Consider the following 14,406-nt stretch of genomic DNA (forward strand, 5'->3'; position numbering starts at 1 on the left):
AAATCATGCCAAACCGAGGCCACGTCCAACTGCCCGGGAACTTCAGTTGGTTCGCGTGTTCAGCGGGATACGCCGATACAGAACGCGACCGCCACAGGCAGTCAAAATACACATCTCACAGGCTGTGATCCCCCATTGCAGGTTTTTTAAACCCAAAATAGGTTGCGAATACTGAGTCTCCGAATGCGAGGAGGTCGGTAAAACTCAATGTGCGGATCGCCATGAAGTTAATCATCCTGTACGTCATTTCGTGTCTCACACTGGGCACATTGAACGTGCTGGCATTGGCACAGTCGGGTGACACGTATCGATCCTGGTCACTCCGGTATGTGGAAGCGTCTGAAGTTCAGCGCATGCTTGCCGACCTGACCGACGACGCCGCAAATGTCCGCATCGTTATCAACGACGAAACAAATGAGTTTTTGTTGCTGGCGCCACCAAAAATTCAGAAACTTGCTGCCCGACTGATCAACAGTGTGGACATACCCGATAGCAGTCGTGCCCGGAAAAAGGACGAACCGACTGAGCTGCACGCTTATTCTGTCGAGAAGGCCGAGCTGAACAATCGAGTGGAGTTGCTCAGAAAATCGCTCGGAACCGGCGCTCGAATCTCCGTACTTCGTCGCAACAGTCAAATCCTCGTGATGGCTAGCCCGCAAATTCACCGGCTAACTGAAAAACTGCTCAGCACGGGAAGCGTTTTAAAAACCGATTCAAGTGACTCTGTTCAGGATCGGATGTTTCAAAATGAAACAGATTTGGTCCGGGTGAGTGCCCCCTCAGCATTGTTTCCGAATGGTACGAATCACTCCGATTCACGTCCCTCTGTAACGAAAGTGTATCAGATACAGCATTACTCGGCGGAACAGTGTCAGACAGCACTCAACCGGCTGCTTAAAGATCAGCTCCAGGTTCGCCAGAACGGGACAGTCCGATACAAGTCCGCGAATAACGATCAAGTGATTCTGCGTTTTGACACAAAAACTCAGACCTGCGAGCTCAACGGAGACCAGGAACTTATTGCTCAGTTTGTTACGTTGTTTGAATTGTTCGAACGGTTAAAGGATCGCTCAGTCGGTCAGTCGATCCGTCTCGTTCCTCTTCGCAAAGTCCGTCCCGAAGTACTTGAGCGTGCGCTCCGGCTTTGGCGCGAGTCATCACACACTCGTAACCTGATGAAGGGCAGTCGGAGTTCCCCTAACACCAGTGGAACGATCCAACAGGCGATGTTCTCCCCGCAGGAGGTACAGCCAGCTGAAGAGACCGAAAAACCGGATGACGAAAAGAAACCGGGTGAACAGGACCTTCGTCCTCCGCTTTTGGGCGTCTCGGTGCAGCCGTTTCCCGGACTCGATGTCCTTGCCATCCAGGGTAAGGATGCCGATGTCCAGGAACTGATCCGAATTATCCGTGAGATCGAACGTCTCAGTGAACAAACAGTTCCGGAGATTGAGATCTTTTTTCTGCAACATGTACATAGTGGGGGCCTGAACAGATTTATCGAGCAGGTTCTGAACGCACTAACAGAGCCTCTGCAGGGGCGCGTCGCAGTGACACCCATTTCCAAACCAAATGCACTGCTGATTATTGGTTGGGGCGAATCAGTCGCCGCAGCAAAAAAACTCATTAGTCAGCTGGATCAACCGATTTCACCCGACAGAGACATGAGAATATTTTCGCTGAAAAATGCGGGAGTCGGCGAGGTCGTGACTGCTCTTCAGCAGGCACTGGACCGAACTGGAGGTTTGACTCCGGGCGTCGCCGTGACTCCCAATCTTCGTACCAACAGCCTGATCGTCTACGCCCCGTCCCGTGACATGCAGGAAGTTGAAAGGCTGATCAAACACCTTGATTCGAACTCATCAGCGTCCGTCAGTAAGGGACGCATCATTCGTCTGAAGAATTCTCTGGCGACCGACGTGGCAACGACCATCACAACCGCAATTACAGCTGCGGCCGCCGGAACAACCGGACGTCAGGCATCTGAACTGGAAATGCTGCTGGTACAGCCCGACGGACAGGAAATTGTCGCTTCCGGAATCCTGAACGATGTGAAGCTGACTCCTGATGCCAGAACCAATACGATTTTTGTCACCGGCCCCGAAGAAAGCCTGCCGCTCGTGGAACGACTGATCGAACATCTTGATGAGTCGCCCGCAGCTTCGGCGGTGATTAAGGTCTTTGAGATTGCCAACGGAAACGCTGCCGATCTGGTTACGGTGCTGAGGACACTATTCCCTGCAACATCGACGGGATCCGGCGTGCCCGCGTTAGCAACCGCTGAAGGAGAAACCTCACTGGTGCCGGTACGGTTCTCGGTTGATATACGGACAAACACCATCATTGCAACAGGAACGTCCAGTGATCTGCAGATTATGGAAGCACTGCTGATACGTCTGGATGAAGTTGCATCGCAGGAGCGTGTCAATGAGGTCTATCGCCTGAGAAACACGCCCGCCACGGCTGTTGCTCAGGCCGTCAATGAATTTCTGCAGAGCGAGCGTATCGTCAGTCAGGCTGCCCCGGGACGCCAAAACCCTTTTGAACAGATTCAACAGGAAGTGGTGGTCGTCCCTGAAGAAGTACGTAATCAGCTGATCATTAGTGCAACACCTCGATTCTTCGATCAGATTATGGAACTTGTCGAAGGTCTGGACAGCAAACCGCCACAGGTCATGATTCAGGTAATCCTTGCGGAAGTTGATCTCAGCAATTTTCACGAGGTTGGAATGGAACTGGGACTGCAGGACAGCCTGTTGTTTGACCGCAGCCTGCTGGGAGATCTCGTCCAGACAGCCATATCCACGACGTCATCCACCCCCGCCGGAGTCGTCACAACAACTCAGGAAAATATTGTCGCCGCCAGCAATACGCCTGGCTTCGACTTCAACAACAATCCACTGGGAAACAGCGGAAGCAATCGATCGCAGGCGACTTCCGGACAGGTTGCCGGCCAGGGACTGTCTCACTTCAGTGTGGGGCGGACAAATGCGAAGCTCGGGTTCGGCGGACTTGTACTTTCGGCAAGCAGCGAAAATGTCAGCGTTCTGCTGAGAGCCCTGGACCAGTCCGGCAGCGTGGAGATTCTGAGTCGTCCGCAAATCATGACACTGGACAATCAGGAGGCGTTTATTCAGGTGGGACAGAGCGTTCCACGAATCGCCAGCAGTTCGGTGACTCAGTTTGGCCAGGTCAACACCGTCGAAAACACTGATGTTGGTCTGCTGCTTGGTGTAATTCCCCGGATCAATCCCGACGGAACCGTCGTGATGCAGGTCGATGCCACGAAATCCGAAGTTGGATCTGAAGCACAGGGAATTCCAATTTTTGTATCGACAGAAGGAACCGTAGTCCGATCACCCCGAGTCAATATTACCAGCGCCCAAACAACAGTGAGCGCTGCCACCGGTCAAACGATTGTGATCGGTGGACTCATTACCACAAACAACACGGTCGAACATCGCAAAATCCCCTGGCTGGGAGACCTGCCGGCACTGGGCAAACTGTTTCGTTACGACTCTTTTGCCAATCGCCGCACGGAACTACTGATTATTCTTACACCGCATGTTGTTCTCGGACGCGGGGATGCTGAGTATCTCAAACAGGTCGAAATGTCTCGCATGTCGTGGGTTTCATCTGACGTGTTTGAATTCATCGGCTCCGGCCCCACAGGCTATTCTCCGAGCGATGATTCGGATGTTGAAGTGATCTATCCCGACGCGGTACCTGACGTACCTGACCTGAACAGGTCTGGCACCTCGCCGCCGGTGGAGCCAACTCAAATTCCGGTCACCGATCCGGTTCCCACCACGTCGCTCAACGACGTTTCCAACAATAATGTGGTTAACGACTTCGACGGTGATTTTGATCAGGTCGATTTTGATCAGGTCGATTTTCGCAGACATTTCGACGAGTCTGACTCGGATCAGGAAATACCGGACTTCCGAGATCAGCCTCCGCCAGAACTCCCAAACGAAAACAAACAGCGACGTTTCTTTGGAATCGGTCCGGGTGAGCAATCATGAGTCCGAACCCAACCAGCAATACGTTGCATCGATGGCTGTACAGTCTGCTGATAGTCTGCAGCTGCACCGCACTAACAGGTTGCACTGTTTTTGATTCCGGATTCACCAGCATGTTCGGGCAGACACCTGAATTCCAGGCGCCTCATCAGATGATTCCGCTGTGGACGGACACGATTCTGCACCAGCGTGGCAAGCGAGGCCGCCGGGGGTGTGGTGGTCGATTCATCTTCTATACCGGTGAACGCAAAGAAGGCGTACGGGTCGATGGTGCTGTTACAGTTTACGTATGGAACGACAGCCAATCCACGAAGCAGCGTAAGCCCGACCGAAAATACGTTTTTACTGCTGACAACCTTCAAAATCACTACAGCAAATCCAAAGTCGGTCACTCCTACAGTTTTTGGATTCCCTGGGACGGAGCCGGCAGCGAACGTACCGAATTGACGGTCGTTGCAAGATTTGTGGGCAGAGATGGTACCGACATAACCGCACCGGCATCGAAAGTGATCCTTCCTGGACCGGTCGCGATGCCCACAGCTCAGCAGAAATCTCATCAGGATACCGAAAACCGACAGGCAACTCTCGGTGACGGTGTGCAGCAAATTTCATGGACTCGACAACAGCATCGTCCGTCTCGAGCACGTCAATCGCTTCGTTCTTCTGAAATAGGCGTTAGCCCGGGATTCGTAAAACGCAACCAGCAGATTGACAGGAACAGTCTGTCCACATTCGATTTGTTCCCGGAACCGGAAGACCTCGGAACACCGAAAATCAGTGTCCGTTCCCCCCAAAACGACCTGACATCCAATGAATAATCCGGTGTTTCTCCCGGCGGGGACCGGACAGAGGAAAACCAGTTCAACGCGACAAATTCGGCATAACATTCAGCTCGTTCGTTACCGTCCCGATTCCCGGCTCGAAAAGTACCAGCAGCTCAGCAAGCCGCTTCTGCTGCGGCGAATCAACCTTCCCTCGCAACGTCACTGCAGAATTGCCGAGAGACAGTTGAACTTTCAGACCACGGTTTTGGACAATCGTCCGCAATGAGTCTGACAGCTTCGTTTTGGGCGGAAGACGGTACCTGCCGCCGGCAATCGGCTCAAACGCAATCGTCAGGCGTTCCGCATACATGCCGGACAGCGATGGAATGCGAGGAACATTCACCCGGGACACTGCCGGCTCTGCGGGCTCCGCCAGTCCGGTCACTGAACGAGTGACAGCACCAGTCGCCTTTGCCGCACCAACGAAAGTGGCATCCTCTGACCTGGACGTTCCGACAAAGTCACCGGCCTTCCGATTTCCCCGTACAAACCTTTCTGCTCCGGTGACTGCAGTGGATGAATCCACAGCTCTTTCGTTGCGATTCGAACTAATATCTCTGTTACCAAATAACTGTGCCGATGCATTGTTGCTGCTAAAAACAAAACAGACAAAAAACACGGAGGAACAGAAGAAAGTAATCATACGTTGAGATTTTCAACCGGGGACGACGCATCGCTTACTCGTCCCGTGAGCAGCCAATATTTTGACTGTATTCTCATCGTCCGCGTTCATGACTTCAAGCACTCCGGTCGCAAAAGCATTCTTAATTCGGTCGGAAGAAAAATTGTCGATCCAGAATCGCGGAATCCGGAAAAAACGAATCGGATTCTGCCTGTGATCCGACGGACTCTGTCTTTCGACTGATTTGATCCACCCCTCACCCTTGTCTCACTCCATCCACGGCGAAACAATGGCTGACATTGGGTCCTACCACTTCTTCTTCCCCGCCACCGATGCAACTATGACAAAACGACCATCCGTCCTGATCAGTGCCTTTGCCGACGAAGCAGCCAATCATCGTACGGCTCTGGAGCAAATGACAGCAATGGCAGCTATCGGACTGCGCAGTTACAGTCCCCGCTTCATTGATCTGTCCGGTAACGGCAACATTCAACACGTTGTTGATCTTTCAGCAGACCAGTACAAACAACTGAATCAATTTCATAATGAGTACGGCATCAGCGTCACCAGCATTGGAGCCCGAGTCGGTAAAGTCAAACTGCTGGATGTTGATGATGGTTCCCATAATGTATTTATCTCTCAGCAGGAATATCTTGCCGGTGAAGTCGCAAAGACAATCGCTGCAGCGAAGCAGCTCAATACGAAGCTGATTCGAGGATTTTCCTATTATCATCCGCGCGGTACCGATCCTCATGACCATCTTGACCTGGCCGCTGAAAACATCAGGCAGATTACAGACGCCTGTGCACAGGAAGGACTGATCTACGGACTGGAAATCGAACCCAATCTGGTTGGCGAAACCGGTCCACTGCTGGCTGAGCTTGCAAAGCGTGTCGACCATCCTTCCATGGTCCTGATCTTTGATGGAGGGAACGTGGCTGCCCAAAATAAGAATCCGGTGCAGGTCTACGAAGAGTACCTGGCTACCGTACCGTTTCTCGGATGGATGCATGTTAAGGATTATGCGATCGATCCGGACCTGGAATGGACTGGCGTCGTCGACGAGGATCGTCTGAAAAATTTCGTTCCGGCAAACGTTGGTGACGCCGGACACGAGTTAATCTTCCGAGATCTGCGTAATCGGCTGCCGGAAATCTGCAACCGTCTGAAAGCCCTGGGGCTCCCCGGCTTTTACATGGAAACCGAACCCCACCTGAAGGGCGGTGGTCAGTTTGGAGGATTCAGTGGTCCGGATGGCATGGGAGTGGCCGTTCGGGCCCTCTGTTCGTGTCTGGATTATGCGGGAATTGAATACTCACTGCGTAACTTCTCAGATATTCGCGCAGAACGTGGTTTTTGACACTGATTCATATCAGATGAGGTAAGTCACATCAGCGACGCATTGGCTGGACACTGGAACCATCAAAATGACTTTCAACTTCAAAGCTGTTTCTGACATCCTGGCCTGTCCGAAATGCAGGGGGGAGCTCGTATTTATTGGAGAGTCGCTGATCTGTGATTCCGATGAACACCGCCTGCAGTTTCCGATTGTGGACGGGATTCCACGTCTCCTCGTGGAAGAATCGGTGACTCTGTCGGATGACCAGTGGGCCCTGCTAAAGAACCAGACGGAAACGACGTTATGAAATCACTTCCAGCTGCAATCGTCGTCCTCGGGTGTTCGATCATCTCGATGGCGCAGGACCCGGAAACACCAAGTACAAATTTCGGAGTTCGCTACGAGTTCCGCAGACAACACGATCCCAACGGCATTGGCAAATTCTATCTGGACCGTGAAATTGCTCGTGTCATGGGTTTCGCAGGAGCTGCCTGGCTTGAACGTAATACGCGGGAACAGGAAGAACGGCTGTCGCTGATGGTGAAGTCTCTCAAGCTGAAAGCGGGAGATGTTGTTGCAGATATCGGTGCCGGCTCCGGCGTGATTTCCATGCTCATGGCGGAACAGATTCTTCCCCGCGGCAAGGTCATGGCGGTTGACATTCAGAAAGAGATGCTGCTGCGGCTGAAGAGGCGAAGCCGGCGGGCCGGCATCAGAAACATCAAACCCGTTAAAGGTACAGTTAAATCACCGAATCTGAAGCCGGAATCCGTTGATCTGGCAATCATGGTTGATGTGTACCATGAATTTGAATTCCCCTACGAGATGATGCTCGAAATCTCCAGAGCAATAAAACCCGGTGGCCGTGTTGTCCTGGTGGAATACCGCATGGAAGATCCCACAGTCCCGATTAAGCTCGTCCACAAAATGAGCGAAGATCAGGTCATCAAAGAATTGAGCCAGCCTGAATTCAGTCTCAAATGGGGCGAAACAGTAAATGTACTGCCATGGCAGCACATTCTTGTGTTTACGAAGCAGAATTCAGGAAGCTGAACGTCTGAGTTTTATTGATACCCGTCCAATCGTCGCACGACTGGTAAAGAATGGTGTGAGCGATATTCAGTGACTGCATCGCTCGATTCCTGTACTCGCTGCCGACCAGGTCAGGTCCGTGTATGAGGCCTGTGTCGAAGCCGGCGTCGATTACATGGAGATCGGGTACAAAAACGATCCCGAGGTATTTTCGCCCGATCAATTCGGACCATGGCGTCACTGTCACGAAGAAGACATGTGGCGAGCGGTCGGCGACCACTCTTTTAAGACCACCGGGATTAAGCTGTGTGCAATGGTGGACGCGGGCGCAAAGAGCAACTGGAAAAAACAGATCATTCCGGCAAACGACAGTGTCCTGGATATGATTCGGGTTGCCTGCTACATCCACCAGATTTTAGAGGCAGCAGATATGTTAAGACACTGCCATGAATTGGGATACGAGACGTGTCTGAACATTATCGCGATCTCGATTGTGCAGGACGCGGAAATAGATCAGGTACTTAAAATAGCCGCCACAACGCCGGCCCTCGCGGTGGTGGTCGTGGACAGCTACGGCAACCTGTACCGCGAACAGATCGACTACCTTGTCAAGAAGTATGCCAAACGCAGTGGAAGGAGCAGACATGGATGTCGGGACTCATGTGCATAACAGTCTGCAACTCGCCTTTGCGAACACCATTGAAGCAATCGTTCTGGGTGCGAACCGTGCCGACGGGACCCTGTTGCGAATGGGACGCGGGGCCGGAAATTGTCCGTTGGAGATCCTGCTCGGCTTCCAGAGGAATCCAAAGTTCGACCTGCGCCCGATTCTCAAAGTGATTCAGGATGTCATCCTGCCACTGCGAGAACAGTACGACTGGGGCCGTCCATTCCCTACAACATTACGGGGCAGATGAACCAGCATCCGCGGTCTGCTATCCAGTACCGAGGCGGCGACACACCAGACGATTACCCTGGATTTTACAATCAGGTAGTCTCGGACGTATAAAACAACCATCACAAACTCTGCGGTCGGGCCACTTTCCGGGTCGCTATGTGCTTCGACTGCAGTGTAGATTCATTTCGTATCACACACAGTGTGACTATCAGCCGTTTTACAATGAGAAAAGAGTCCGCTGTGGCACCTCAATTCATTGCTCACTGTATTCGACTCGACGACGGCACACTCACTCGCCCCAACGCAGGGTGGTCTTTGGAACGAGAACCCCGTTTCGTCTCTACTCGCAGATTGTTGGAAACTGTGTTTGTACAGGACCGAAAGACACTGCGGATTGCTGATCTGGGATGTCTGGAGGGAGGGTATTCCGTTGAATTTGCACGAATGGGATTTCAAGTCGTCGGAATCGATGTCCGCAGTTCAAACATAGATGCATGCAGGTACGTGAAGTCGAAAACGGACCTGCCCAATCTTGAATTCGTTCAGGACGATGTGTGGAACATCAGTCGGTACGGGGAATTTGACGCCGTCTTCTGCAGTGGTCTGCTCTATCATCTGGACCGTCCCAAAGAGTTTCTGGATCTCCTGGCTCACGTGACGAAAAAATGCCTGATCCTGCAGACTCACTTTTCGACAGAAAATCGACCGACCAACTGGTTCAGCAAACACTTTCGAAAGCCACTTCCTGAAGGGCGCGTTACTCACAGCCTGTCCGAAATGACCGTAAACGAGGGAATACCTGGGCGTTGGTACACCGAGTTCTTTGATGATGGTTCATTCGCGGATCGGGAGAATGCAACCCAGGCCTCCTGGGACAATCGACGATCTTTCTGGATTCAGCGGGAATACCTGATTCAAGCGGTCTACGAGGCTGGATTTGATACGGTTGTGGAGCAGTTCGATCATTTCGCACCGGACATTGCCGACAACATCCTCAACGGCGTTTATCGTGAACATGATCGAGGCACTTTTGTCGGAATTAAGTCAGGAGCTGCCGTACCAGGGTCATCGACCGGCTGAACAGACCACAGATTGCAAAACCTGGACTGACGGTGTGTTCTTCAGACGTAGAGTGTCTCGCGGTTCTGGCAGTGCATTTTTTCAGTCACCTCACGATTATGGTGTCCAGTGAGCTTTGTCGCGGGAAGGTCGGTAATGACCGCGTGTCGATTTGACGATTTGCAAAGTCACTGTAGTACCGTTTCCTCTGCCTGCAGGTGCGTTGACTCTGATATTCAATCCAATGGAGAAAACGATTCATCGGGTCCAGCGTTATGGGACTCTTGTTGGATTTTGCACCTGCCGCTAGACTGGAGACATTCAGTGAAGTGAGCCCTTGAGTCGGCGTGTGTGACCTTCGCAACATGTCCGACGTACCGGGACTCTCCTCCGGGTTCTGTTTATCAGTGTGTGATCCGGCCAGTTTTTTCTTTCGAAGCTTCGTTGCCTTTGGCATGGGGCACCCGTCAAAATGAAAGCGATAATGTTCGAATGAGAAAACGCCGGCTTATGCAGGAATCCCTTGTTTTTGAGGGATAAAACACACATCGGAGAGGTGGCAGAGTGGCCGAATGCACCGGTCTTGAAAACCGGCGTAGGGTCAAACCTACCCAGGGTTCGAATCCCTGCCTCTCCGCTTTTACACCGGCGACTTACGTCGTCTCATTGTTGGTCAGAGTCTGTGGTCTAAAAGTCGAATTGACATCTTCGTTGACTCAACAGCCCCGGAAACAGATTTCCGACACGCTCGTGGGTGTCCCCTGAGCAACACGAACCTGCTCGCAATGCGTAACCTCAGCACGGACACAACAGATGAGGCCGCCCAGCACGACATTTCAACATCCAATGGCACTCGGTCACTTTCGAATCAGGTAAGTCAAGTGACAGACATATGGGAAAGAGCACTTCGAGATCACGGCAAAAAGTCCCTGAACTGAGTCCTGAATAGAGAAAACCTCCCCGCACGACTGAAGTGATGGCTGCTGCCAAACTTCTTTTGAATCGTGAACGAGGAGGTGTTTGCTCTAACATGCGGTTTCGGGGCATTTCGCCCCGACAGATCAGAACTGGACCTGTGCACCCAGCGTGAAGGTGTCGCTGCTGGCGCCACCAACACGAGTCTGTGCCGCAGCAGTCTGGTTCAGCCGTGACCAAATTGCTGAAATTCGAGCATTGTGGCCGAACATGATGTAGTTCAGCTGAATGTCGACCTGATCATCCGTACCTGGCAGTGCAGCAACTGTAGGTAGTTCGCGATCATATTCCTGGTACCGTCCCATCACCTGAAATTTTCCGGCAATGTCGAAAATACAGCACTCCTGCGGGAACAGGTAACTGGCAAGCATAAAGTAACTTTGGCCCTGACGAGACCCCCCCGATGGAGGGAGTGTTGAATTTGGAGCCACAACATCATCGTCATCAAAGTCGTAGTAGGCACCTTCCAGAGAAACCACGCCACCATTGCTCAGTTTGGTTTCAAACAGGGCGTCAAGGTTCCAGCCAGTGTAGTCTGCGCCAGGCGCTACCACTGAGTTTGAATTATTTCGGTGCATCATCGCAGCACCAATGGCCAGGATGTCTTTTTCACCGTAATAAGTACTGGCGTTGTAATAGCCAGGTTCCGGGTCAAGCAGGTTCAAAGTGACGCGACCGGCATACAGTAGGTTGTCACTAGGGCCATTTGGGATGAAGTTGGGTCCGCCGGCGCTTTCACCTTCGTAAGCACCAATCTGCCACTTGAACGCTCCACCGCCCTGCTCTCCCCACAAAGCCGCTCCGTCATCACGACCCTGGAAAATGTTGGGGTAGCCAAACTGGGCGAAGGGGAAATTCCATGCGTTGAGATAAAACGGTCCATCAAGGTTTGAGCGGTCACTTGGCGGCAACATTCGCCCCATCCAGAAATGAACATTGTCCGTAAGCTGAAACTTAAGGATGGCATCCAGGACTCTCATTTCGTCAGCAACCGGACTGCCGCCTCCAAAACCCTGGGCATTGTTCAGATCAGTATTGAATTCGAACCCGATTCGTTCGTGGCCTTTCCCATTAAAATAAAGACGTGCGTTATTGATGGCGAAGTCCTCGCCACCGCCCTGTGCCGGGTCTCCCGAGGTGTAACTGGTTCGGATACCCGCACCAACGCTCAGCCATGTGTTTTCACCCCAGTTGAAACACGTTCCACAGCCACGGCCACAGCCCTCGCCACAATCCTCTGTAGCACAACTCTCAGTAACGCAACTCTTGTTGTTAAGCACGGAAGAAAAGCTGACCGGATTTGTCCGGGTCTGCTGTACCAACTCTTCAATAGAGCCGTTGAGCGCTACTTCCTGTGCTTCGGCAGCAAGTGAAATACCGACTAATACTGCGACGATTCCAATCGTCCTGGTTGTTCGAAACATCATACGTGACTCCTTGCGCATGTTAGGGGACCTCAACATCACCCAATGAAGTTCGCCTGTACAGGTGATCGCTTCGGTTATCCGAAATGTAGGCGGGGACAGCGGTGTGGAACACTTTGAATAAATCACCCAACTCAACGTGTGCCACCAACAATCAACTGCGACTGCTCCATCCGGAAGCAATTGGTTGCCTGCAACGCCAAGGCCCCGCATATCATGCCGTTCGACTCACTGATTGAAGTCCAGCCAGCGATTCGATAGTTTTCACCTTAAGTTAGAATAACCGACACAATCCACCGCTCTGAATTACATAACCGTCACATTTTATGATCTGGAGTTCTGCAATATCTGCTGCAAGTGAACCTGCCGGACAAAAGCAGTGAGAAACACCACATGCTGACTGTTACTACGCTGCCAATGCCCCCATCGCCGTCGCGAATTTCTACAACCGGAGACGAAACGCTGTGGCAACTTGTCGATGCAACCTTTCCTTCCGGGGGATTCGTTCACTCCGCGGGCCTGGAAGTACAGTTGCGGTGGAAACGTGTTACCGATGGCGCCACCCTGAAAGAACTTATCAAACACCATCTCGTTCATACAGGCAGGTCCGTTGTGCCGTTCGTTTCTGAAAGCTATCTATCTCCTGATCGACTAAAATCGCTTGATCACGATTTCGATGTGTTCCTTTCCAACCATGTCGCCAGCCGGGCAAGTCAAGCGCAGGGACGCGCGTTTCTGACGGCCGCCACTGCTGCCTTTCAGCATTCCGACAGCAGCCAGGACACAGAACGGTCAGGAAAAGAAATTTCCGGCGAATTTCTCAGACATCGCTGGTTGACAGAACTTTCCGGTGCAATGCGCGAAGGTGATCTGAAGACCCATTACCCTGTTATCTGGGGCTGCATTACCAGGCTGCTTGCGGTCACACACGAAACTGCCCTTCGATTGTTTCTGTATACGGCAGTACGTGACTTGCTTTCGGCCGCTGTTCGACTGGGTATTATCGGTCCACTTGAGGCACAGGCGCTGCAGTTCGAACTCGCCCCTCACAGTAAACGCATCGGAATGAAATGCAGAAGTCTCCGCGTCAGTGACGCCGTCCAGACAGCATCACTACTGGATCTCCTGCACGGAACACACGATCGGCTTTATACGCGTCTGTTTCAGAGTTGACACAGGGGCAACAAAAGACAAAAGCTTAGGAAGAAATCATGCATTCTCACGACCATGACCATGAACATCTCGACCATCCCGGAGAGTTTCATGAACGAACACAACCGCTGCCGGGTCGCAATTATAACGAACGTGCATTTACAGTGGGTGTCGGCGGCCCCGTGGGAACGGGCAAGAGTGCCCTGGTTCTTGCTCTGTGCCGCAGGCTCCGCGAGCACTTCAGACTGGCAGTCGTAACAAACGATATCTTTACGAAAGAAGATGCCGATTTTCTAATTCGTAATCAGGCTCTTGATGCTGAACGAATTCGCGCCGTTGAAACAGGTGGTTGCCCGCATGCGGCGATTCGCGAAGACATTACGATGAACCTGCTGGCAGTAACAGACCTCACTCGTGACTTCCAGCCTGACCTGGTTCTGCTGGAGTCAGGCGGTGACAATCTGGCAGCGGATTTCAGCCGGGAACTGGCTGACTACACAATCTATGTCATTGACGTCGCAGGAGGAGACAAAATCCCTCGTAAGGGAGGCCCTGGAACAACACAGTCAGATCTTCTGGTGATCAACAAAACTGATCTCGCTCAAATGGTTGGGGCAAATCTATCTGTCATGGACAGGGATAGCAAAAAAATGCGTGGTGAAGGTCCGTTTGTCTTTGCTCAGGCCAAAGCGGATCAAGGCGTCGAGGTAATCGCTGAACACGTAATCTCCGCGTGGAAAGAGCAAACGTCCGGGCAGGTCGCGCCTGATTGATCTGGAAAGATCAGTGCGCCGGCAGCGACCTGACAAAATCTTTCTACCCGCGTTGTTGTCCCCAAACGGAATAGTAATTCGGGCCTGCGACTGATTTCCTGACGGTTTCATCAAATTGAGTAGCCGGTCACCAAAACCGGAAGAATGTCGCACTCTGTTCAACCTCAGGGAAGGTGCCAACCTCAGCTCAAAATCGCAAACAGACCGGTTCAATACATACCCCACCTGATTTTCACCATTGCCGCCAGCCCTCGTTCCCTCCATCCTTCCCAGGACTCCATCCGGA

The 14,406-nt window shown here is 52.2% G+C and carries 12 protein-coding genes and 1 tRNA gene; 11 read left to right on the forward strand and 2 right to left on the reverse strand.

Annotated elements, in window-relative coordinates:
- Positions 1-221: 221 nt before the first annotated feature.
- Positions 222-4,025 (forward strand): hypothetical protein, encoded by a 3,804-nt coding sequence (locus tag MK110_09645; GenBank protein MCH2211555.1) that lies wholly within the window; start codon positions 222-224, stop codon positions 4,023-4,025.
- Between the two features lie 110 nt (positions 4,026-4,135).
- Positions 4,136-4,840 carry a hypothetical protein gene (locus MK110_09650; GenBank protein ID MCH2211556.1) on the forward strand — a complete coding sequence of 235 codons (705 nt, stop codon included), beginning with the start codon at positions 4,136-4,138 and terminating at the stop codon, positions 4,838-4,840.
- A 43-nt stretch (positions 4,841-4,883) separates the two neighbouring features.
- Here the strand turns inward: MK110_09650 and MK110_09655 are convergent, their stop codons facing one another.
- Entirely contained in the window at positions 4,884-5,372 is a 489-nt protein-coding gene (locus tag MK110_09655; protein ID MCH2211557.1) for a BON domain-containing protein, read from the reverse strand.
- 385 nt (positions 5,373-5,757) lie between these two features.
- Between MK110_09655 and MK110_09660 the strand changes: the two genes are divergently transcribed.
- The 7 genes from MK110_09660 (at position 5,758) to MK110_09690 (ending at position 10,433) form a co-directional block, all read left to right on the forward strand.
- Complete coding sequence (locus MK110_09660) at positions 5,758-6,828, forward strand: sugar phosphate isomerase/epimerase (protein MCH2211558.1); 1,071 nt, start codon at positions 5,758-5,760, stop codon at positions 6,826-6,828.
- A gap of 67 nt (positions 6,829-6,895) precedes the next feature.
- The gene (locus MK110_09665) at positions 6,896-7,114 is read left to right on the forward strand and encodes a hypothetical protein (protein MCH2211559.1); all 219 of its coding nucleotides are present in this window, start codon (positions 6,896-6,898) and stop codon (positions 7,112-7,114) included.
- Positions 7,111-7,860 (forward strand): class I SAM-dependent methyltransferase, encoded by a 750-nt coding sequence (locus MK110_09670; protein ID MCH2211560.1) that lies wholly within the window; start codon positions 7,111-7,113, stop codon positions 7,858-7,860. The genes MK110_09665 and MK110_09670 overlap by 4 nt, the downstream gene beginning before the upstream one ends.
- Positions 7,861-7,978: 118 nt before the next feature.
- Positions 7,979-8,509, forward strand: a complete 531-nt coding sequence (locus MK110_09675; protein MCH2211561.1) for a hypothetical protein — start codon at positions 7,979-7,981, stop codon at positions 8,507-8,509.
- Positions 8,484-8,756: a hypothetical protein gene (locus tag MK110_09680; protein ID MCH2211562.1), complete on the forward strand. Its 273-nt coding sequence runs from the start codon at positions 8,484-8,486 to the stop codon at positions 8,754-8,756. Before MK110_09675 ends, MK110_09680 begins: the two co-directional genes overlap by 26 nt.
- Positions 8,757-8,977: 221 nt before the next feature.
- Entirely contained in the window at positions 8,978-9,817 is an 840-nt protein-coding gene (locus MK110_09685) for a class I SAM-dependent methyltransferase (protein MCH2211563.1), read from the forward strand.
- 529 nt (positions 9,818-10,346) lie between these two features.
- Positions 10,347-10,433 (forward strand) — tRNA-Ser (locus tag MK110_09690).
- Between the two features lie 424 nt (positions 10,434-10,857).
- Here the strand turns inward: MK110_09690 and MK110_09695 are convergent.
- Positions 10,858-12,198 carry an OprO/OprP family phosphate-selective porin gene (locus tag MK110_09695; protein ID MCH2211564.1) on the reverse strand — a complete coding sequence of 447 codons (1,341 nt, stop codon included), beginning with the start codon at positions 12,196-12,198 and terminating at the stop codon, positions 10,858-10,860.
- A 390-nt stretch (positions 12,199-12,588) separates the two neighbouring features.
- Here MK110_09695 and MK110_09700 point away from each other — a divergent pair, with 390 nt between their 5' ends.
- Both MK110_09700 and ureG read left to right on the forward strand, forming a co-directional pair.
- Positions 12,589-13,368 (forward strand): hypothetical protein, encoded by a 780-nt coding sequence (locus MK110_09700; GenBank protein MCH2211565.1) that lies wholly within the window; start codon positions 12,589-12,591, stop codon positions 13,366-13,368.
- A gap of 38 nt (positions 13,369-13,406) precedes the next feature.
- Entirely contained in the window at positions 13,407-14,120 is a 714-nt protein-coding gene (gene ureG, locus MK110_09705) for an urease accessory protein UreG (GenBank protein MCH2211566.1), read from the forward strand.
- The last annotated feature ends 286 nt before the right edge of the window (positions 14,121-14,406 follow it).

This window comes from Fuerstiella sp. (assembly GCA_022447225.1).
In the GTDB taxonomy this organism is placed as follows: Bacteria; Planctomycetota; Planctomycetia; order Planctomycetales; family Planctomycetaceae; genus S139-18.